Origin of the sequence: Pseudomonas onubensis, assembly GCF_965653655.1 — a bacterium.
Taxonomy (GTDB): Bacteria; Pseudomonadota; Gammaproteobacteria; order Pseudomonadales; family Pseudomonadaceae; genus Aquipseudomonas.
This window is the reverse complement of record NZ_CBFHAZ010000025.1, coordinates 38397-58213: the sequence shown is the minus strand read 5'-3', so window position 1 is coordinate 58213 and position 19817 is coordinate 38397. Positions and strand designations below refer to the sequence as shown.

Sequence of the window (19817 nt, the reverse complement as noted above, 5' to 3'; positions counted from 1 at the left end):
CCGGATACGGCTGGCCGACGGGTGTTGTTATGGCGGGCTGTTTGCCTGGAAGACCCGTAGATCAAGCGCGGGCGGGGCAAGGTGTTTCTTGGAGGTTATGGGGCGACTCGCCAGTCATAATTTGGCTGACGTCTTGATTCAAGCAGCACAGACGCCAGCTCGCAAGGTGCCAAGCTGGTTTTTTGCCATCACCGGCCGAACGGTCGTCAGACCTGTCGGATTTCTTCGTCGGCCAGTTCCCGATATTCGCCCGGCGCAAGGGTGGTATCCAGCACCAAAGGCCCCATCCGCTCACGGTGCAGGCCGATCACCTTGTTATCAAAGTGCCCGAACATGCGCTTCACTTGGTGGTAGCGGCCTTCGATAATGCTCAGGCGTGCGGACCTTGGGCCGAGTAGCTCAAGTTCGGCGGGCTGGGTGGTGAGATCTTCAAAGGCGAAATACAGGCCTGCAGCAAAGGTCACTGCATACTCAGGACCAATGTCCTGCTCGGTTTCAACGAGATAAACCTTGGGCAGTTTGGTCTGGGGTTGGGTCAGGCGCCGCGACCATTGGCCGTCGTTGGTGATCAGCATCAGCCCGGTGGTGTTGAAATCCAGACGGCCGGCGATGTGCAGCTCATGCTTGTCCGGTTCTCTCAGCCAATCAAGCACGGTGGGATGCACCGGATCGGCGGTAGCGCTCACGCAGCCTTGGGGTTTGTGCAGCATGAAATAACGCGCCGGTTTGCCGGCTTGCAGTACCTCGTCATCGACACACACGCGGCTGAACGCTCGCACTTCATGGTGCGGATCGCTGACGGCCACGCCATCGACCGTCACCCGTCGCTCAACCAGCAGCACACGCACTTGCTTACGATTGAAACGCGGCAGGTTGCTGAGGAAACGATCAACGCGCATTACGGCTGTTCAGCCCCACGCAATTGCGCATCTACCTGCGCACAGCGTGGGCACAGGCAGGCTTTATTGCGCAATTCATCGGGCAGCGCTTCGAGCACCGCCGGGTCGATGGTGACGCTGTAGCACCAACAGGCTTGGTCGGCGGTGCGTGGGTCGGCCAGGGTGCAGTCGTTGCGGGCACCGCAGGCAGGGCAAAGGGTGGGTGTGGTCATGGCATTCGGGCTGTATCGCGCAATTCCCTGCACGATACAGCCCCGCCCTACTATTGCAAGCTGCGCAGGTAGCCGCGCCAGCCGCCGAAGTGGCTGATGTCCACGGCGCCGGTCAAGCCGTAGGGCTCGCAAATGAAGCCGGTTTCCCAGCGCCCGTCGGCCAGTTGCACCTTGCCCAGGCCCAAAGGCGCGGGGATGCCAGTGAGAAATGAGCCCAATTCGCGGCTCGGCAGCTCCCACACTTCCACCTCAATGGCCACACCGCCTTCGCTCACCCGCAGCATGCCGGGGCGATAGGGCGGCCCACCGGCCAGCGCGAACAGTTGATAGTCGGCCGAGCTGTGGGTGCGCTCCAGCAGGCGCGCACCACGGCGCACTAATTGACCATTAAGTGCCAACCCTTGTAGATGCGCGCCGCACACCACCAGCCGCGTGACGTCATGACCCGCGTTACCCACAGGCACAGGCAGCGACGTATCGTGCTGGCGCTGCAACGCATCCGCCACGCCCAGCAGGTATTGGTCGGTGAAAGCTCGGCCAAACAGCGTCACACCCCAAGGTAAACCGTTGTGCATAAAGCCGCTGGGCACGGCGACGGCGGCGTAATCCAGCAGGTTCATGAAGTTCGTGTAATAGCCCAGTTCGGCATTGCGCAACACCGGTTCGGCGCGCAGTTCTTCCAGCGTCACCGGGCGGCCGATGGTCGGCGTCAGCACGCAGTCGAGCCCTTCGAGTAAGCTATCGCACTGCGCTTTCAAGGCTTGCAGGCGGTACTGCGCGCGGAAGGCTTCTACGCCGCTCACCGCCGGCGCTTTGGCCAGCACCGCACGAATCACCGGCAGCACCGCCTCGGGGTTCTGCTCCATCAGTCCGCCGGCCACGCTGTAGCGTTCGGCTACCCACGGCCCTTCGTAGAGCAGGCGCGCCGCTTCCAGGAACGGCGACAGGTCCAGCGTTACAGGCTCGCCACCCAGCGTCGTCAAACGGTCGATGGCCTGCGCAAACAACTGCGGGCCTTGCTCGCAACCGAAGTACTCCAGGTCCTGCTCGCGCGGCACGCCAAAGCGAAATGCGCGGGGTGCGCCAAACGCCGACGCATCATTCCACGCCGGGTTCGCTCGGCTGTACGCATCCAACGGATCGAGCCTGGCAGTCAGCGCCAGTAACTGGCTGGCCTCGCGCGCGGTGCGGGTAAAGGTGGTGACGCAATCCAGCGTACGGCACGCCGGTACCACGCCGGCTGTGGAGATCAAGCCTTTACTCGCCTTGAGCCCCACCAGGTTATTCAGCGCCGCCGGCACCCGCCCGGAACCGGCGGTGTCGGTGCCCAGGGCAAAACTTGCGACACCCAACGCGACGGCCAGCGACGACCCGGCACTGGAGCCGCCCGACGGATACTCGGGCAACACGCTGTTGGGGCACGCGCCATACGGCGAGCGGCTACCATTGAGGCCGGTGGCGAACTGGTCGAGGTTGGTCTTGCCCACTGGCACCGCGCCCAATGCGATCAACTGCTCGACAATGGTCGCGCTGCGTTGCGGCACATAGGCGAACGCCGGGCACGCGGCGGTGGTGGGGATGCCGGCCAAATCGATGTTGTCCTTGATCGCAAACGGCACGCCGAACAACGGCAATTGGGCTGGGTCGCGCGCGTCCAATGCGGCCAGGTACGGCTCCAGTTCCGCCTCGGTCAGCAGGTGGATGAACAGGTGATAGTCGGGGTGCAAATGCGCGGCTTTTTCGCGCAGGTGCAGCAGCACTTCACGGGGCGTGGTGTCGCCGCTCAGGTAGGCATTGCGCAGGTTGTCCAGTTGCAGGTTCATGGCTTGTCCGCCTGTAGAAATAGAAGAGTCAGTCACGTTCGAGCACCACCACCCGTTGCCCGGCGCCGATGCCGCTGCCGGGTTGCACCGGGATCTCACGTACCGTGCCGGCGAACGGCGCGACCACCGGGATTTCCATTTTCATCGACTCCAGAATCACCAGCACATCGCCAGCCGACACCTGCTCACCCGCAGCCACCTGGACTTGCCAGAGGTTGCCGGCGATAGGGCTGTCGACACTGATTTGGTTGGCCTGCAACGGCGTGTCTGCACCCTGTGGCGCCGCGAGTTCTTCACTGTCGAAATGCGCCTGGCCACTGGCAATCCAGCGCTCACGCTCGGCATTGAAGGCGTGCTGCTGATGCTCACGAAACGCGCCAATGCTTGCGGCTTCGCGCGCGAGGAAGTCCTGATACTCCGCGAGGTTCAGCTGGCTGTGCTCGATGCTCAATTCAAATCGACCCAGCGGAAAATCGCGCCGGATCTGCACCAGCTCATCAGCCGTCACCGGGTAAAAGCGGATCTGGTCAAAGAACCGCAACAACCACGGCTTGCCATCAAACGCCGCGACTTCCCGGTAGCGGTTCCACATCTGCAAGGTGCGCCCCACAAACTGATAACCGCCTGGGCCTTCCATGCCGTACACGCACAAATAAGCGCCGCCAATGCCCACCGAATTCTCGGCGGTCCAGGTGCGCGCCGGGTTGTATTTGGTGGTCACCAGACGGTGGCGCGGGTCCAGCGGTGTGGCCACCGGGGCGCCGAGGTAGACGTCACCCAGGCCCATCACCAGGTAGCTGGCATCGAACACCGTGTGGCGTACTTCGTCGAGGTTGGCCAGGTCGTTGATGCGACGGATAAACTCCAGGTTGCTCGGGCACCACGGCGCATCCTTGCGCACGGTGGTCATGTATTTTTCGATCGCCAACTGGCACGCCGGGTCATCCCACGACAGCGGCAAGTGCACGATGCGCGAGGGCACTTGCAGGTTGGGGGTGGCGCACACGGCAGCCCATTGCGTGGTGATCAGTGGCAGCAAATCGGCCAGCGGCAGTTGTTCGGGGTGGTAGTGGATTTGCAGGGAACGGATGCCTGGGGTCAGATCGACGACACCTGGCAGGGCGAGAGTTTCCAAAGCTTGCATGAGGGCGTGGGCACGAAAGCGCAGCACCAGGTCCAGTTCGGGCGCGCCGATTTCCAGCAGCAGGTGAGTGTCGCCGGCGAGGCGGGCGATGAGGCGGGTGTCATCATGGCCTACATGCAATACCACAGGCGACTCGATCAAATGTGGGAGCGGGCTTGCTCGCGAATACGGTGTGTCATTCAACCCATCTGGCGACTGTTGCACCGCGTTCGCGAGCAAGCCCGGCTCCCACATTTGATCCCATTTCAGGGCGAGGTCGCGGGCGGTTTTGAGGTTCACGGGTTCGAACCGCAGCTTGTCACCCGCCTTGAGTTGCCCCAGTTGCCAAAGGTCGGCCTCGATCACCGTCACCGGGCACACAAACCCACCCAGACTCGGCCCATCCGGCCCCAGGATCACTGGCATGTCCCCAGTAAAATCCACCGCACCGATGGCATAGGGGTTGTCATGGATATTCGACGGATGCAGCCCCGCTTCGCCACCGTCCGTGCGCGCCCACAAAGGCTTCGGCCCGATTAACCGCACGCCGGTGCGGCTGGAGTTGAAGTGCACTTCCCATTGGGTGGCGAAGAAGGTGTCGATGTACTCAGGCAGGAAGTATTCCGGCGCACCATGCGGGCCATAAATCACCCGTAGCGTACGGACTTCAGGCAGCGTTTCAGTCATCAATTGCTGCCCGTTGCTGACGTCTGTCAGTGGCAGTAAGTGCAACACATCGCCCGTGCGTAAAGCGCGCCCGGCGTGCCCACCAAACTGGCCGAGGGTGAAGGTGCTTTTGCTGCCCAGGTAATCCGGCACTTGCAACCCACCGCGCAGGCACAGGTAGCTGCGCGCACCTGCTCCAGCAATAGTGCCAAGGCTCAACGTCGAGCCTGCTTCAACCAACAGCGCGGTGTTCATCGACACCGGCTGGTCATTCAGCAACAGCGTGATGGCTGCACCGGTAACGGCGACAACCGCCGTGCAGTTGAAGCGCAGCCGCGGCCCGTTCATGGTGATTTCCAGCGCCGCCGCGCCGTCATCATTGCCCAGCAGGCGATTGCCCAAGCGCAGCGCGCGGCTGTCCATCGGCCCGGAGGGCGGCACGCCGACGGCCCAGTAGCCGAGGCGGCCGGGGTAGTCCTGCACACTGGTTTGGGTGCCGGCGCTGAGCACTTCGAAGGTGCTGGCGTTGTAGACCAGGCCTTCCAGGCAACGCGTCCACGGGCGGCCGCTGGCAAACGGCGGGGCCAGCAGGATTTGGCGCAGGTAATCGCGGTTGGTTTCCACGCCGTAGAGCTGGCTGTCGCTCAAGGCCTGATGCAGATTCAGACGCGCCTGTTCGCGGGTCGGCGCCCAGCTGATGAGCTTGGCGATCATCGGGTCGAAGTAGGGCGGGATCTCACAACCGGCTTGCACCCAGGTGTCGATCCGCAAACCTTCAGCCGTCGGGAAGTCCACTCGGGTCAACAGGCCTGGGCTCGGCTGGAAGTCCTTGCCTGGGTCTTCCGCGTACAGCCGCGCCTGAATCGCGTGGCCCTGAGGGCGCAGCTTCAACTCGCTCAACGCGGGTAATTCACCGGCCGCCAATTGCACCATCCAGCGCACCAGGTCGACGCCCCAGACTTGTTCGGTGACGCCGTGTTCTACCTGCAGGCGCGTGTTCACTTCGAGGAAGTAGAAGCGGCCATCAGCGCTGTCAAAGATAAACTCCACGGTGCCGGCGCTGCGGTAGTTGACGGCCTTGGCCAGGGTGATGGCCGCCGTGCACAAGGCCTGCGCCATGCCGTCGGGCAGGTTCGGCGCAGGTGTTTCTTCGAGCACTTTCTGGTTGCGCCGTTGCACGGAGCAGTCGCGCACGCCAAGGGCGATGACTTCGCCCAAGCCGTCGCCGAATACCTGCACTTCCAGGTGGCGGGCGTGCTCGATGTATTTCTCGATAAACACACCGGCGTCGCTGAAGTTGTTTTGCCCCAGGCGTTTGACTGCCTCAAATGACTCGCTCAACTCGGTTGCATTGCGGCACACACGCATGCCTATACCGCCGCCGCCTGCGGTGCTTTTGAGCATGACCGGATAGCCCACAGTTTCGGCTGCCAGCAACGCGGTATCGAGGCTGTCGAGCAGCTCGGTGCCTTCCAATAATGGAATTTGATGATGCTTGGCCAAGGCCCGCGCGGTGTGCTTGAGGCCGAATACACGCAGCTGTTCGGGTGTAGGGCCGACGAAGGCGATACCCGCATCTTCACAGGCTTGGGCAAAGGCGGCGTTCTCTGAGAGAAACCCGTAGCCGGGATGAATCGCCTTGGCGCCACAGGCCTTGGCGGTGGCAAGTATTTTTTCCACTACCAGGTAGGTCGCTGCCGCCGCGCCATCACCGAGGCTGTAGGCTTCGTCGGCTTGTTGAATATGCAGGCTGGCTGCGTCGGCTTCGGCGTACACGGCGATGCCTTTGACCTGCAGCTCGCGCAAGGTGCGCAGGATGCGGCAGGCGATGGCGCCACGGTTGGCGATCAAGAGTTTTTCGAACATGGCAAAACCCTGCGGGCCGTCCCGCAAAGTGGGGGAGCGACTGCGGTCGTCCGCAGTGCTAATTCTGAAAGCAATGAAGATCCAAGTGTGGGAGCGGGCTTGCTCGCGAAGGCGTAGTGTCAGTTACAGATGCACTGGCTGACCCACCGCATTCGCGAGCAAGCCCGCTCCCACATTTGAACGTCAGTGTTTTCGGATGCATTGCCCGGCTCGGGCCTGGCACAGGGCGAAGAGCCAACGGCGCAGGTGTTTCATTTTCAGTTCCATACCAGTAACTCCGCAGGGGTCGGGTTGTAGCCATTGCACGGGTTGTTCAATTGCGGGCAGTTGGAGATCAGCACGATCACGTCCATCTCTGCGCGCAGGTCGACGTACTTGCCGGGCGCGGAAATGCCGTCTTCAAAGGTCAGCCCGCCGTCGGCGGTGACTGGCACATTCATGAAGAAATTGATGTTCGGCCCGATGTCGCCTTTGCCCAGTCGACCGTCATGGGCGCAGGCGCGCAGGTAGTTGTCGCGGCAGCTGTGCATGTAGCGTTTTTCCAGGGCGTAGCGCACGGTGTTGCTCTCTTGGGCGCAGGCGCCGCCGAGGGTGTCATGGCGCCCGCAAGTGTCGTCGACGATGGTCAGCATCGGCTGGCCAAGGTTGGAATACAGCACGCTGCCGGTGCCCAGGTACACGCGGTTTTGCCGACGTAATGTGCGCTGTACGTCGTAGCGTTCCTTGGGGTTTTTGCAGCTGTAGAACAGCGTGTCGACGGCCTGGTTGCCCTCCAGGTCGAGGATGCGCAGGGTTTGCCCGGCCTTGACCTCCATCAGCCACGGCTCGCCGGCAGGAATGGTGGCGCGGTACACGGCGGCCTCGGGTTGTTTCAGCGCGATTGACATGGCAGCTCCTCAGGCGAACAGGCGGTCGGTGTTGATAAAGCCGCGCTCGTTTTCCGGGCGCGACGTACGGCAGTGTTCGGCGACGCTGGAATCGGCGTTCATCCAGCTGAGTTTCAGCGGTTGCGGCGCGTAGTTCGGGTTGGGGTCCATCGGGTGTTGCAGCGCGGTCAGCACCACCAGTGTGTCCATCGGCGCGTAGAGTTCGATGTAGTCACCCGCCCTGGAATTGCCCGGCACAAAGTGCAGGCCGCCGCTTTCGTCAACGCTGACTCGGCTGAACAGGTTGAGGGTCATCAACAGGTCGCAAAGCCCCAACCCCCACTTGCCCAATTCCACCAGCAGGTTGTCGGTGCCGTTGCGGAAGAAGCCGTTGCGCAGTTCCTGATAACGGCCCTGGCCGTACTTTTCAGCGACCTCGGCGGCGCACAGCACGCCGCCGATGCTGTCACTCCAGCCACAGGTGTCGGCGGTGATGGCGGCCAGTACGCGACCCATGTCCGAGTACAGGCAGTGGCCGCGGGTGAGCTTGGCGGTGTGTTGGCATTTGAGGCTGTCGGGCAGGCTCAAGCGCTCGGCTTTTTCATTGGCATTGAGCAAGGTCAGGCTGACGTTGGCGCCGCCGCGAATATCCGTGAGGCGCAGCAGTTGGCCGCGCTTGAGCACAAAGGAGCGGTGGCCGCCGCCGGGTAGCATTTCTTCGGCGAAGGGGGGAAACAGTTGAATGGAATCGGTCATTTGGCAGTCGCTCCAAGTTCGGCGGCCAGCGCTTTGCGGCGCTCGCTGTTCAAAGGGATGTCGTAGGTGATGCGCGCGCCATAGGCGCCGGGGGCGTGTGGGTCGACGCGGACTTTGTCGAACACCAGCAAGCGCGTGCCGAGGCTGAAGCCTTCGCTGAGGTCGTGGGTGACCATGAACACGGTCAGCCGGGTTTCGCGCCACAGCGCCAGCAACAGCTGATGCATGTCTTTGCGAATGCCCGGGTCGAGGGCGCCGAAGGGTTCGTCCAGCAGCAATACGCGCGGTTTCATGATCAGGGCCTGGGCGATGGCCAGGCGTTGTTGCATGCCGCCGGAGAGCTGCGCCGGGTATTTGTCCAGTGCGTGGCCGAGGCCGACTTTTTGCAGCAGGGCGGCGGCCTGTTCCCGTGCCTCTTGTTTGGCTTTGCCGAACAGCCGACCCAGCAAGCGTGAGCGCGGTAGCTCAAGGCCCAGCGCAACGTTGTCCAGCACAGTCAGATGCGGGAACACCGAGTAACGCTGGAACACCACGCCACGGCTGGCATCCGGCTCGCCGGCAAGGGGTTGGCCGTCCAGCAGGATCTGGCCCTTGCTCGCGGTTTCCTGGCCCAGCAACAAGCGCAGGAAGGTCGATTTGCCGCAGCCGGAGGTGCCCACCAGTGTGCAGAATTCGCCTTCATCGACGTGCAGGTTGAGCCCTTCCAGCACCACCTGTTCGCCATAGCGCTGCCACACATTGTTGACGCTGATAAAGCTCATGCCCGCGCTCCTTCGTACCAGGGGAACGCACGCCGCGTGAGGGTTTTGAGGCCCCAGTCCATCAGCCAGGCGAGCAGGGTGATCCACACCACGTAGGGCACAATCACGTCCATCGCCAGGTAGCGGCGCACCAGGAAGATCCGGTAGCCGAGGCCGTCGGTGGAGGCGATGGCTTCGGCGGCGATCAGGAACAACCACGCCGAGCCGAGCATCAGCCGCAGCGAGATCAGCAGGCGCGGCAGCAATTGCGGCAGCACCACGCGCAGCATCAAGGTCCAGGTGGACGCGCCGAGGGTTTGCGCCTTGACCAGCAGCTCCACGGGGATTTCCCGCGCGCGTTGCTCCAGGTCACGGGCCAGCGCCGGGGTGATACCGATGACAATCAGCATCACCTTGGACAGTTCGCCCAGGCCGAACACGATGAACAGAATCGGCAATATCGCCAAAGGCGGCACCATTGACAGCACCGTGAGCAGGGGCGACAACGGCGCGCCAAACAGCGGCAGCGTACCGGCGGCAATCCCCAGGCACAGGCCGGCGAGGGCACTGATGCCTAAACCGATGGCCAGGCGGCGCAGGCTGGAGGCGCTGTCTTGCCACAGCACGTATTCACCGGTGCGCGTATCGGCACTGAACGCCAGGCGTTTAACCGCGTCGCCCATCTGCAGGGCGCTGGGCAGCAGCTTGTCATTGGGGTTATCCGCCAGGCGCTCGGCCGAGCCCACAAAGTAGGCGAACAGCAGCAGGGCGAACGGCAGAAGCACCAACAGCAGGCGGCTGGAGCGTTCCGGGTGACGGTTGATCAGGCGCATGGCCGGGTCCTCTTACAGCGTGCCGTCGGCGGCCATCTGCACGTAGCTGGGGTCGAAATGCAGCTTGAGGTTGGTGGTGTCGCCGCTGGTTATGCCATTGGCGAAGCTCATGCCCACGGCGTTGGTGTCCTTGGCGCCTTCGCCGAGCAGGCCGTGTTCAAACGAGAACTCGGCGACCTTGCGCATGGTGGCAGGCAATTGCGCGCTGGTGGCGAAGGCCAGGGCTTCCTTGGGCGTGGCGAACAGCTTGGTGGTGTCCAGTTGCGCCTGGAAACCCTTGAGGTCGGTGCCCGAGGCTTTGGCCATATGCCCAAGCGCCTCGGTGCTGGCAGCGTTTTTGGCGTTCATCAGCGCGACGACTTCAAACCACGCGCCGGTCAGCGCTTTGCCCAGGGCCGGGTTGTCTTTGAGGGTTTGGGTGTTGACCACCATCATGTCCATGATTTCGCCGGGCACTTTGCTGGAGTCGAACACTTGGGTGACGCCCGGTTTGGCCTTGATCTCGGAGAGCATCGGGTTCCAGGTGGTCACGGCTTGTACCTGGTCGGTGTTGAAGGCCGCAGCGATGTCGGCGTCGGAGGTGTTGACCACTTTGAGGTCTTTTTCGGTGAGGTCGGCCGACTCCAGCGCGCGGGCCAGCAGGTAGTGGGAGACCGAGAGTTCCACCAGGTTGACGTTCATGCCCTTGAGGTCGGCCACGGTCTTGCCGGTGCCCTTGATCACCACGCCATCGTTGCCATTGGAGAAGTCGCTGACCACCAGCGCAGTGCTGTCCACACCACCGGCGGCGGGAATGGTCAGGGCGTCCATGTTGGTCATGGTGCAGCCGTCGAACTGGCCGGCGGTGTATTGGTTGATGGACTCGACATAGTCATTGAGCTGCACCATGTCGATCTTGATGCCGTACTTGCTGGCCCACTTGTCGAGGATGCCTTGGCTGCCGGCGTATTCCCACGGCATCCAGCCGGCATAGATCGTCCAGCACACACTGAAGTGGTCTTTGGCAGCAGCTTGGGTTTGAAAGCTCAGCACGGCGGCGAAGGCGGCGGCGAGCAGGGCGGGTAAACGGATTGCGGGCATGGGGCTTCTCCAGTTGAACATGGGCGAGCAGGAGCAACGCGGCACCGTGAACGGTGGCTTGTCTCCCGGGCTTTTATCCCGCCGTGTAACCTCAACTGGAGGTCGCCAACTCTCGGACCAGCCACTCGCTTTTCAAGCGAGCCGGAACCCTAGTCGGCCATTGCAAATTGTGGTGCCGCGAACCTGTGATGAATCCTGCACAGGCTTGCTAAAGCGAGAGTCGTGCCAAGTACTCGGCGGGCCTGTAGGACGCAGGTTTGCATGGGGTGGGTGTGCGTTGTGACGCTGAAGTGCGTTGTGCTGGTGCGCCATCGCACTGCAATGAGGCGTTCATCTCGTCTGAAACAGGTATTTCAAGCTGTGTCAAAAACGCACCAGATTCGGTTTTTGATGTCAGATATTTCGTCATTCATTGAAAGACGAATGCCGCCCTTCAGCGTCGCTGGAGGTGCTCCCCAGCGGTCCAGGAGGCCGCCATGTATCGACGACTGCTGCTTAGTGCTTTATTCGGCCTGACCCTTTCTGCGTGTGTGCCCTATTACGATGGCGGTGCCACTTACTACCGCTCCGAGGTCTACACCGCACCGGCGCCAGCTTATTATTACGGCGGCCCCACCTACCTGTACGGGCGCGGCTACTATGCGCCGCCGCCGCGCTATTACTCGGCGCCGCGCTATTACCAGCCGGCGCCGCGTTATTACCCACGGCCCGGTTACCGGCCTTACCCGAACCAGGGCTGGGGAGGCGGGCATTGGGGCAACGGCGGGCGGGGCCCGGGCGGCGATCATGGCGGTGGCCGCGGTGGCCATCGATAGCGGGCAATGACTTCAAGCGGCGCGCCAAGCGCCGCTTTTTTTTTTTATGTGTACCGTTTATCCATACTGTCAGAATTAACAGCTATCTTCGGGGTTTCAGTTGTACTTCACTGCCGGTACGCCGTTGTGCGTGCCGTTGGTATCAGTGGGTTAATGGAACGTCTTATGATCAAGCGATTGGTATGTTTATGGTTTGTGATAGCCATGGGTATTGCACAGGCCAAGGCCGAGCAGGGGTGCCCTTATGCCGAGTCGGTCAAGTATATGGACGGCCACTTCCAGGCCGAGAGTGGGAGTGCGCTGTGGCAGAGCCCCAATGTCGGCTTAAGTGATTTTGCCGACCGTTTTGTGGGTGCGCTCTTTACGCCGGGCAAAGGGCAGGAGCGGCAAAACGGCTTCCTGGAAAAGTGTGTATACCGTATGGGCAGCGGTGGGGTGGTCGCGTTGCGGTACGGCGTGCCGGGAAAACTCAATACGATGTCGCTGACCTCGACCTTGTATTGGCAAGCCACCGTTGATCCGTTGGGGCAGCCTGTTTATATCTGCCAGGACAGCCAGCCGGATAATTGCTCATTTACCGTCCGGCGGCTGAATTGATCGCCTGTCAATAGTCGGACAAGTCTGCCAGCGGGTGCCTGCCATCCCACGCTTTGGCGAAGTGCGCCTGCACCACAGCGTCCGGCACGCTGTTGACATCCGGCCAATGCCAATGGGGCGTCTGGTCCTTATCGATCAAGCGCGCCCGCACACCTTCGGCAAACTCCGGGTGACGGCAGCAATTGAGGCTCAGGGTGTATTCCATCTGAAACACTTCGGCCAAGGACAGGTGCCGCGCTCGCTGGATCTGCTCCCACACCAAATGAGCAGTCAGCGGGCAGCCTTCACTCAGGTTTTTGCCGGCGCGGCTGAACAGCGGGTCGGCATGTTCGCGTAACAGGCTCAAGGCACGCCAGGCACAGCGCACATCACCCACATCCAGCCACTCATCGATCTGCGCACGGCGGGGCAGCCATTGCGCTTCGGGTTGCTGGCCGACGGCTTCCTGGGCGAGTGCCTTGAGCAGGCTGTTGAGCTGCATCGCGGTTTGTTCCTGCCAGTTCAGTTGCAGCAGGCCGTCTATCAACGCTTCCTGCTGGTCATCGCGCAGGAAACGGTCGGCCAGGCCCAGGTCCAGCGCATCACGGCCGTTGATATGGGCGCCGGTGAGGCCAAGAAATAACCCCAGCTTGCCCGGTAACCGCGACAGGAACCCACTGGCCCCCACATCCGGGTACAACCCTATGCTGATCTCGGGCATGGCCAGGCTGCTGCTCGGTGTGACGATGCGCACCGAAGCGCTCTGCAGCAGGCCCATACCGCCGCCCAGCACATAGCCGTGGCCCCAGCAGATGAGCGGTTTGGGGTAGGTGTGCAGGCGGTAGTCGAGGCGGTACTCAGCGGCGAAGAACTGCGCGGCCAGCGCTGGCACGACGCCGGGCTGCTCACGGCAGGCCTGGGCAAGGCTGCGGACTTCGCCACCGGCGCAAAAGGCTTTTGGCCCATTGCCGCGCAGCAGCACACACACGATATTCGGGTCTTTGGCCCAGGCCTCCAGGCGTTCGTCCAAGGCCAGAATCATGGGCAGGGACAGCGCGTTGAGGGATTTTTCCGCGTCCAGGCTAGCGATGCCGAGGCGGGCACCGTCGCTGCCGGTCAGCTCTTCGAAGTGCAGGTTCATTGTGACCTCAATCGAGACAGTGAGAGATCAGTATGATCGCTCCGTGGGAAAGTGCCGATGATGTGTCAGATCAATTGACAAGCGGGGTCGGCTTTCCTAGGGTTCGCCCATTCTTTTTTTACACGATGAACAGACCATGACCGAAGGCGACCGTATCAAACTCGAACCCAGCTGGAAACACGCCCTGCGGGATGAGTTCGACAAGCCCTACATGGCCGAACTGCGCGAATTCCTGCGCCAGGAACATGCCGCCGGCAAAGAGATCTACCCGCCTGGCCCATTGATTTTCAACGCGCTCAACTCAACGCCGTTGGACAAGGTCAAGGTGGTGATCCTCGGCCAGGACCCTTACCACGGCCCCGGCCAGGCCCATGGCCTGTGTTTCTCGGTACAACCGGGCGTGCCGACGCCGCCGTCGCTGGTCAATATCTACAAAGAACTCAAGCGTGACCTGAACATCGACATCCCCAGCCACGGCTGCCTGCAAAGCTGGGCCGACCAGGGCGTGCTGATGCTCAACACCACCATGACCGTGGAGCGCGCGAATGCCAATGCCCACGCGGGCAAGGGCTGGCAGTTCTTTACTGATCGTGTGATCGAAGTGGTCAGCGAGCACCAGCCGCATCTGGTGTTCCTGTTGTGGGGCGCCCATGCGCAAGGCAAGCAAAAGCTGGTGGATGCGACCAAGCACCTGGTGCTGACGTCGGTGCACCCGTCGCCGCTGTCGGCGTATCGTGGGTTTTTGGGGTGTGGGCACTTCGGCCGTACCAACAAGTTTCTTGAGCAGAATGGCGAGACGCCGATTGAGTGGCGATTGCCGCCCATTTAAGGCCAAACACATTCAAATGTGGGAGCGGGCTTGCTCGCGAAGAGGGAGTGCCAGTCACTGAATGTATCGACTGACACACCGCTTTCGCGAGCAAGCCCGCTCCCACATTTTGAACTGCGCCTGGCTTTATATCTTGTTCGGCTGACGATTCCAGTGCCTGAACAACGGCTCGGCCAAAAACAGCACAAACAACAAACGCATTACCTGCATCGCCGTTACCAAAGGCACCGACAGTTGCAAGGTCTCGGCGGTGAGGCTCATTTCGGCAATGCCGCCCGGCATCATGCCCAGGGTGAGTGAGCGCAAGTCCAGCTGCGTCAGCGCACTCAAGCCCACTGCCGCCAATGTCGCAAGTGCCATGGTCAAGGCGGTGCCGATCAAGGTACGGCCCATAAACGACGGCGCACGGCGGAAGAACTGACGGTTGAAGTGGCAGCCCAGGCCGCTGCCGATCAGCCATTGGCCGATCTGGCTGCCGCCGTCCGGCAGGCCGTAATGCAAGTCCCAGACAACACTGGCCGTCGCGCTGACCAACAGCGGCCCGAACAGCCACGGGTTGGGTTGACGTAAACGCTGCCAGCCCCAGGCCACCAGCGCACCCAGCGGAAACAGCAGCGCCAGCCAACCCCAACTTACCGGCGCGGGGTGAAACTGCGGCGTGCCACCTTCGAGCAAGTACTTGAAGATCGCCGGTACACACAGCACCACCACCAGCACCCGCAGGCTTTGGCCCGCCGCGACGCGGCTGAGCACTGCGCCATTGCGGGCGCCGAGGTTGACCATTTCACCGGAACCGCCCGGCATGCTGGAGAAAAACGCGGTGGCGCGGTCTTCACCGCTGCGGCGCATCAACCACACACCGACCACGCTCGACAGGCTGGTGATCAGCGCACCGAAGAAAATCAGGCCGAAGTGGCTCATCACCTGCTCGATCACCACCGGCGTGAAGTGCAGGCCGATGCCAATGCCTACTACCCATTGGCCACATTTGCGCCCGCCGGGAATCTCGGCCAACTGCCACGGCGTGAGGCAGCGCACCAGGATAATCGCCAGCAACGAGCCGACCATATACGGCAAAGGCCAGCCGACAAGGCTGGCCAGGTAACCGCCGGCCAGGCCGACCAGCGGTGTTGCCCACCATTGTTTAAAAGTGACCTCAGACATCGGCCAGGGCACGACGCTGTTGGGCACGTTTACGCCAGATACGCAGCAGCGGTACGAACAACATGATTGCCGTCAGTACCCACACGCCAAAGGTGATGGGGCTGGACCAGAGGATCTCCAGCGCACCGTTGGAGATCGACAGCGCGCGGCGCAGGTTCTGCTCCATCAGGCCACCGAGGATAAAGCCCAGCAGTACCGGCGACAGCGGGAAGTCGAGCTTGCGCAGGATGTAACCGAAGATGCCGATGCCGACCATCAGGAACAGGTCGAAGGTGGTGGCGTGAACCGCGTACACCCCGATTGCGGTGATGATGGCGATGATTGGCACCAGCGCCCAGTTCGGCACGGCGAGGATGCGCGTGAAGATGCGGATCATCGGGATGTTGAGGATCACCAGCATGACGTTGGCGATAAACAACGAAGCGATCAGGCCCCAGACGATGTCCGGCTGTTGTTGGAACAGCAGCGGGCCGGGGGTGATGTTGTACAGCGACAGGGCGCCGATCATCACTGCGGTGGTGCCAGAACCTGGCACGCCGAGAGTCAACATGGGGACCAGAGCGCCACAAGCGGCCGCGCCGATCGCGGTTTCCGGTGCAGCCAGACCGCGTTTGTCACCTTTACCGAATTCGCCCGAGGCACCGGCGATGCGCTTCTCGGTCATGTAGGCCACGGCACTGGCCAAGGTCGCGCCGGCACCCGGCAAGACACCCATGATAAAGCCGAGCACGCCGCAACGAATGTTCACGACAAACACCGATGCGGCTTCCTTGACGTTGAACATCATGCGCCCAGTGGCTTTCACGGCTTCCTGGCCACGGTGGGTTTTTTCCAGCAACAACAGGATTTCGCTGATGGAGAACAGGCCCAGTACCAACACCACAAACTGGATGCCGTCGGTGAGGTGGATGTTGTCGCCGGTAAAACGGTACACGCCGCTGTTGGCATCGATGCCGACGGCGGAGAGGAACAGGCCGATCAACGCCGCAACAAACGTCTTCAGCGGTTTGTCACCGGCCATGCCGCCCAGGCAGACAATCGCGAACACCATCAGTACGAAATATTCCGCCGGGCCGAAGGCAATCGCCCATTTGGCCAACAGCGGCGCAAACAGCACCATGCCGCAGGTGGCGATAAACGCGCCGATGAACGAACTCCATGCCGACAGCGACAACGCCACACCGGCCAGGCCTTTGCGGGCCATCGGGTAGCCGTCGAGGGTGGTCATTACGGTAGACGCTTCGCCCGGGATGTTGAGCAGGATCGAACTGATACGGCCGCCGTATTCGCAGCCCAGGTACACGGCTGCGAGCAGGATCAGCGCCGACTCCGGCGGCAGGCCCAAGGCGAACGCGATGGGGATCAACAAGGCCACGCCGTTGATTGGGCCCAGGCCCGGCAACAGGCCGACCACAGTGCCGATCAAGGTGCCGCACAGCGCGGTCACCAGGTTGTAAGGGGTCAGTGCAACGCCGAAGCCCTGGCCCAAATAGCTGAACGTATCCATATCAGTTCTCCAGAACTTCAAGCAGGCCGAGGGGCAGCGGTACATCCATGGCCTTGTCGAACAGCAGGTACAGGCCGATAGCCATGAGGGTGACGATCACCACGCTGGGCAGCCAGCGCCCGCCATACAGGCGTGCCATCGGAATGCCGATCAGCATGCTGCTGAGGATGAAACCCAAGGGCTCGAAAGTGCCGGCAAACACGATCAGCAGGGCGACGCAGATACTGATCTTGATCAGGGTTTCGCGGTCCAGTGCCGGTTCTTCTTCGGTGTGCTTGGTAGGCTGCGGGCGAAAGATCATGTAGATCAGGCCCAGGCTCATCAGGCCGAGCATCAGCAGCGGGTAGGCACGTGGCCCGACCGGCTCGTAGGAAAACGCCGCCTGATACGGCCAGGCCATCAGTGCCAGGCCGGCGCAGACCAGCAGCATCACCGAGGCGAAAATGCGTTGTAAGAGCATGTGGAACTCCTGGGCCGCGCCGCCCGTTGAGGAGGGCGCGGCCGAGCAAAAGAGGGGCGATTACTGGATCAGGCCGAACTCTTTGGCCAGCACTTTGTAGTCAGCCACCTGCTTCTTCACGTAGGTGTCCAGCTCCGGGCCGGTCATGGCAAACGGGAACAGCTCGCGCTGGTCACGCAGCTTGGCGAACTCTTCGGAGGCCAGCAGTTTGTCGAACGCGTCTTTCCACCAGGCGTAATCGGCATCGCTGACTTTTGGCCCGAGGTAGAAGCCACGAACCACTGGCCAGACGATGTCGTAGCCTTGCTCTTTGGCGGTCGGAATATTCTTCATTTCCGGCTCGTCCAGGCGCTCTTCAGCGAACACGGCGAGCAGGCGCATGTCACCGCTGAGGATGTGCGGCATGGAGTCGGAGATGTCGGTACTGCCCACCTGGATGTGGCCGCCGAGCAGGGCGGTGGCGATTTCACCGCCGCCTTCGAGGGCCACGTAACGCAGCTCGCGCGGGTTGATCCCGGCGGCCTTGGCGATCAGGGCGGTTTGCATCCAGTCCTGGCTGCCAACTGTGCCGCCGGAACCGATCACCACGCTGCCCGGATCTTTCTTCAGGGCTTTGACGAGATCGTCGAGGTTTTTGTAGGGCGAGTCGCTTTTCACTGCGATGGCACCGTAGCTGGTGCCGACCGCTGCCAACCAACGCACCGCGCTTTCATCAAAACGGCCGAACTTGCCTTGGGCCAGGTTCAACAACGAACCGCTGGACCAGGCCACCAGCGTGCCGGCGTCGGCCGGGCGCTGGGCGACCACCGCGTTGTAGGCCACCGCGCCTACGCCGCCGGGCATGTAGGTGACGCGCATCGGTTTACTCAACAGCTTTTCATTGACCAACGCGCTTTGCGCCAGTTTGCAGGTCAGGTCAAAACCACCGCCAGGCGAAGCTGGGGCGATGCATTCCGGGCGCTTGGGTTCGTCGGCGGCCAGCAGTTGCCCGGCGAACAGCATGCAGCCGGCGGCGAGGGCCAATTTACGCAGTGAATAGGTCATTTTTAACTCCGTCTTGTTGTTATGGGGTACGACTACCAAAGAGCCAGGCTGTAACTCACCAGCACGCGCACTTCATCCGCATCACGGGCCGAGTAGTTGGAACGATACGTGGCATTACGCAGGCGAAACGCGACATCCTTGAACGTGCCGCTTTGTACGATGTAGCGAATCTCGCTGTTGCGCTCCCACTCCTTGCCGGTCTCGCCGTTCTTGAGCTTGATGTTGTCACCTGACAGGTAACGGCTCATGAAACTCAGGCCGGGAATGCCCAGCTTGGCGAAGTCGTAGTCGTAGCGCGCTTGCCAGGAGCGTTCTTCGGCGCCGGCAAAGTCGTTGATCTGTACGAAGTTGACCAGGTACGGGTCGGCCCCATCCACATACGGAAAGGCGCTGTCGCCGGACATGTGCTGGTAGCCGGCGCTGAGCTTATGGCCATTGAGGGCATAGCTGAACAGGCCGTTGAGGGATTTGTTGTCGATCTTGCCGCCATGGGCCGCGCCCGTGTCATCGCTGATGGCCAGGCGCAGGTCGGTGCCGAAGGTGCCGGGGCCCAACGGGCGCGAGGCGACCAGGCCGAGGAAGTGCTGGCGGTACACGTCATCAAGTTGGGCGAAGTGGTAGCTGCCGGTGATCTTGTCGGCGAACTTGTAGTCAACGCCGCCGAAGTTGAAGTGCTTGCCGGTAGCGCCGCTGACGAAACGGCTGTTCTTGTTGTTGAGGGCGATTTCTTCGTAGTCGGTGGAGTCGCGGTCTTTGGCTTTATCCAGGCGGCCGCCGGTAAACACCAGGTTCTTGAATTCTTTGGAGGTCAGCAAGCCACCGTTGAAGGTCTGCGGCAGGATGCGGCCGTCGTTGGGCTTGAGGATCGGCAGTTCAGGGATCAGCGCGCCGATCTTGAGTTCGGTGGCCGAGATCTTCACTTTGCCGGTCAGGCCGAGTTTGGAGTAGTCGTCAACAGCCCGGCCGTTGTCGGTGGGCAGCAAGCCGCTGCCGGTGCGGTCGGGGCTGGAGTCGAGCTTGACCCCAAGCATGCCCAGCGCGTCCACGCCAAAGCCGACGGTACCGTCGGTGTAGCCCGATTGCAGATTGAGCATGAAGCCCTGCGCCCATTCGTCGCGCTTGGATTGTTGCGCGCTGGTGCCGTCGCGAAAGTCGCGGTTGAAGTACATGTTGCGAGTTTCCAGCGTAGCGCTGCTGTCTTCGAAGAAGGCAGCCTGGCTAAGCGGCGAAAAGCTGGCAAGGGCGGTGGCACTGGCAAGGGCGGTCTTGGCAAGACGGGAAAAACGCACAGGCGGGCAAGCCTGGGGCTGGGTCGACAGCATTGTGGTGTACTCCGTTATTGTTCTTATTTTGGCGAAAACGCTTCGAGGCGTTTTTCGGGCGCTACGGATCAGGTAGCTCAGCGGGCATTACCCAC

The 19817-nt window shown here is 62.0% G+C and carries 18 protein-coding genes and 1 riboswitch; of the genes, 3 read left to right on the top strand and 15 right to left on the bottom strand.

The window, feature by feature from the left end; translation table 11 throughout:
- Positions 1–206 precede the first annotated feature (206 nt).
- The 9 genes from ACTD9P_RS11355 to ACTD9P_RS11315 all read right to left on the bottom strand — a co-directional run bounded on the left by ACTD9P_RS11355 (position 207) and on the right by ACTD9P_RS11315 (position 10864).
- Positions 207–899, bottom strand: coding sequence for a pseudouridine synthase (locus tag ACTD9P_RS11355; RefSeq protein ID WP_438867806.1), 693 nt, complete (start codon positions 897–899; stop codon positions 207–209).
- Positions 899–1111 (bottom strand): cysteine-rich CWC family protein, encoded by a 213-nt coding sequence (locus tag ACTD9P_RS11350; protein WP_017137305.1) that lies wholly within the window; start codon positions 1109–1111, stop codon positions 899–901. The genes ACTD9P_RS11355 and ACTD9P_RS11350 overlap by 1 nt, the downstream gene beginning before the upstream one ends.
- Positions 1112–1161: 50 nt before the next feature.
- On the bottom strand, positions 1162–2934 hold the full coding sequence (gene atzF / locus ACTD9P_RS11345) for an allophanate hydrolase (protein ID WP_438867805.1): 1773 nt from the start codon (positions 2932–2934) through the stop codon (positions 1162–1164).
- Between the two features lie 28 nt (positions 2935–2962).
- Positions 2963–6589 (bottom strand): urea carboxylase, encoded by a 3627-nt coding sequence (gene uca, locus ACTD9P_RS11340; protein ID WP_438867804.1) that lies wholly within the window; start codon positions 6587–6589, stop codon positions 2963–2965.
- A 257-nt stretch (positions 6590–6846) separates the two neighbouring features.
- Positions 6847–7476: an urea amidolyase associated protein UAAP2 gene (locus ACTD9P_RS11335; RefSeq protein WP_438867802.1), complete on the bottom strand. Its 630-nt coding sequence runs from the start codon at positions 7474–7476 to the stop codon at positions 6847–6849.
- 9 nt (positions 7477–7485) lie between these two features.
- Positions 7486–8211, bottom strand: coding sequence for an urea amidolyase associated protein UAAP1 (locus ACTD9P_RS11330; RefSeq protein ID WP_438867801.1), 726 nt, complete (start codon positions 8209–8211; stop codon positions 7486–7488).
- The gene (locus tag ACTD9P_RS11325) at positions 8208–8972 is read right to left on the bottom strand and encodes an ABC transporter ATP-binding protein (protein WP_438867800.1); all 765 of its coding nucleotides are present in this window, start codon (positions 8970–8972) and stop codon (positions 8208–8210) included. The genes ACTD9P_RS11330 and ACTD9P_RS11325 overlap by 4 nt, the downstream gene beginning before the upstream one ends.
- Positions 8969–9784, bottom strand: a complete 816-nt coding sequence (locus ACTD9P_RS11320; RefSeq protein ID WP_438867799.1) for an ABC transporter permease — start codon at positions 9782–9784, stop codon at positions 8969–8971. Before ACTD9P_RS11320 ends, ACTD9P_RS11325 begins: the two co-directional genes overlap by 4 nt.
- Positions 9785–9796: 12 nt before the next feature.
- Positions 9797–10864 carry a putative urea ABC transporter substrate-binding protein gene (locus ACTD9P_RS11315; RefSeq protein WP_438867798.1) on the bottom strand — a complete coding sequence of 356 codons (1068 nt, stop codon included), beginning with the start codon at positions 10862–10864 and terminating at the stop codon, positions 9797–9799.
- A 60-nt stretch (positions 10865–10924) separates the two neighbouring features.
- Positions 10925–11028: riboswitch (guanidine-I (ykkC/yxkD leader) on the bottom strand.
- A 312-nt stretch (positions 11029–11340) separates the two neighbouring features.
- On the opposite strand from ACTD9P_RS11315, the gene ACTD9P_RS11310 reads away from it, so the two are divergent.
- Positions 11341–11679 (top strand): hypothetical protein, encoded by a 339-nt coding sequence (locus tag ACTD9P_RS11310; RefSeq protein ID WP_438867797.1) that lies wholly within the window; start codon positions 11341–11343, stop codon positions 11677–11679.
- Positions 11680–11844: 165 nt separating this feature from the next.
- Entirely contained in the window at positions 11845–12276 is a 432-nt protein-coding gene (locus tag ACTD9P_RS11305) for a DUF3757 domain-containing protein (RefSeq protein WP_438867796.1), read from the top strand.
- Positions 12277–12283: 7 nt separating this feature from the next.
- Here ACTD9P_RS11305 and dspII read toward each other — a convergent pair whose 3' ends face one another.
- Positions 12284–13396, bottom strand: coding sequence for an enoyl-CoA hydratase/isomerase DspII (gene dspII, locus ACTD9P_RS11300; protein WP_438867795.1), 1113 nt, complete (start codon positions 13394–13396; stop codon positions 12284–12286).
- 136 nt (positions 13397–13532) lie between these two features.
- Between dspII and ung the strand changes: the two genes are divergently transcribed.
- On the top strand, positions 13533–14225 hold the full coding sequence (ung, locus tag ACTD9P_RS11295; protein ID WP_438867794.1) for a uracil-DNA glycosylase: 693 nt from the start codon (positions 13533–13535) through the stop codon (positions 14223–14225).
- A 126-nt stretch (positions 14226–14351) separates the two neighbouring features.
- On the opposite strand, the gene ACTD9P_RS11290 is transcribed toward ung, so the two are convergent.
- From ACTD9P_RS11290 to ACTD9P_RS11270, 5 genes are read right to left on the bottom strand one after another with little or no spacing between them, the layout of a single operon-like run.
- On the bottom strand, positions 14352–15389 hold the full coding sequence (locus tag ACTD9P_RS11290; protein WP_438867793.1) for an AbrB family transcriptional regulator: 1038 nt from the start codon (positions 15387–15389) through the stop codon (positions 14352–14354).
- Positions 15382–16896, bottom strand: coding sequence for a tripartite tricarboxylate transporter permease (locus ACTD9P_RS11285; RefSeq protein WP_200430701.1), 1515 nt, complete (start codon positions 16894–16896; stop codon positions 15382–15384). The genes ACTD9P_RS11290 and ACTD9P_RS11285 overlap by 8 nt, the downstream gene beginning before the upstream one ends.
- 1 nt (position 16897) lies before the next feature.
- On the bottom strand, positions 16898–17356 hold the full coding sequence (locus tag ACTD9P_RS11280; protein WP_056857383.1) for a tripartite tricarboxylate transporter TctB family protein: 459 nt from the start codon (positions 17354–17356) through the stop codon (positions 16898–16900).
- A gap of 60 nt (positions 17357–17416) precedes the next feature.
- Positions 17417–18400 carry a Bug family tripartite tricarboxylate transporter substrate binding protein gene (locus ACTD9P_RS11275; RefSeq protein ID WP_438867792.1) on the bottom strand — a complete coding sequence of 328 codons (984 nt, stop codon included), beginning with the start codon at positions 18398–18400 and terminating at the stop codon, positions 17417–17419.
- A gap of 32 nt (positions 18401–18432) precedes the next feature.
- Entirely contained in the window at positions 18433–19722 is a 1290-nt protein-coding gene (locus ACTD9P_RS11270) for an OprD family porin (protein ID WP_438867791.1), read from the bottom strand.
- Positions 19723–19817 lie beyond the last annotated feature (95 nt).

Excerpts from the sequence above, each read along its gene's own strand:
- ACTD9P_RS11355 (WP_438867806.1), bottom strand. The coding sequence starts at position 899 with ATGCGCGTTGATCGTTTCCTCAGCAACCTGCCGCGTTTCAATCGTAAG.
- ACTD9P_RS11350 (WP_017137305.1), bottom strand. The coding sequence starts at position 1,111 with ATGACCACACCCACCCTTTGCCCTGCCTGCGGTGCCCGCAACGACTGC.
- atzF (WP_438867805.1), bottom strand. The coding sequence starts at position 2,934 with ATGAACCTGCAACTGGACAACCTGCGCAATGCCTACCTGAGCGGCGAC.
- uca (WP_438867804.1), bottom strand. The coding sequence starts at position 6,589 with ATGTTCGAAAAACTCTTGATCGCCAACCGTGGCGCCATCGCCTGCCGC.
- ACTD9P_RS11335 (WP_438867802.1), bottom strand. The coding sequence starts at position 7,476 with ATGTCAATCGCGCTGAAACAACCCGAGGCCGCCGTGTACCGCGCCACC.
- ACTD9P_RS11330 (WP_438867801.1), bottom strand. The coding sequence starts at position 8,211 with ATGACCGATTCCATTCAACTGTTTCCCCCCTTCGCCGAAGAAATGCTA.
- ACTD9P_RS11325 (WP_438867800.1), bottom strand. The coding sequence starts at position 8,972 with ATGAGCTTTATCAGCGTCAACAATGTGTGGCAGCGCTATGGCGAACAG.
- ACTD9P_RS11320 (WP_438867799.1), bottom strand. The coding sequence starts at position 9,784 with ATGCGCCTGATCAACCGTCACCCGGAACGCTCCAGCCGCCTGCTGTTG.
- ACTD9P_RS11315 (WP_438867798.1), bottom strand. The coding sequence starts at position 10,864 with ATGCCCGCAATCCGTTTACCCGCCCTGCTCGCCGCCGCCTTCGCCGCC.
- ACTD9P_RS11310 (WP_438867797.1), top strand. The coding sequence starts at position 11,341 with ATGTATCGACGACTGCTGCTTAGTGCTTTATTCGGCCTGACCCTTTCT.
- ACTD9P_RS11305 (WP_438867796.1), top strand. The coding sequence starts at position 11,845 with ATGATCAAGCGATTGGTATGTTTATGGTTTGTGATAGCCATGGGTATT.
- dspII (WP_438867795.1), bottom strand. The coding sequence starts at position 13,396 with ATGAACCTGCACTTCGAAGAGCTGACCGGCAGCGACGGTGCCCGCCTC.
- ung (WP_438867794.1), top strand. The coding sequence starts at position 13,533 with ATGACCGAAGGCGACCGTATCAAACTCGAACCCAGCTGGAAACACGCC.
- ACTD9P_RS11290 (WP_438867793.1), bottom strand. The coding sequence starts at position 15,389 with ATGTCTGAGGTCACTTTTAAACAATGGTGGGCAACACCGCTGGTCGGC.
- ACTD9P_RS11285 (WP_200430701.1), bottom strand. The coding sequence starts at position 16,896 with ATGGATACGTTCAGCTATTTGGGCCAGGGCTTCGGCGTTGCACTGACC.
- ACTD9P_RS11280 (WP_056857383.1), bottom strand. The coding sequence starts at position 17,356 with ATGCTCTTACAACGCATTTTCGCCTCGGTGATGCTGCTGGTCTGCGCC.
- ACTD9P_RS11275 (WP_438867792.1), bottom strand. The coding sequence starts at position 18,400 with ATGACCTATTCACTGCGTAAATTGGCCCTCGCCGCCGGCTGCATGCTG.
- ACTD9P_RS11270 (WP_438867791.1), bottom strand. The coding sequence starts at position 19,722 with ATGCTGTCGACCCAGCCCCAGGCTTGCCCGCCTGTGCGTTTTTCCCGT.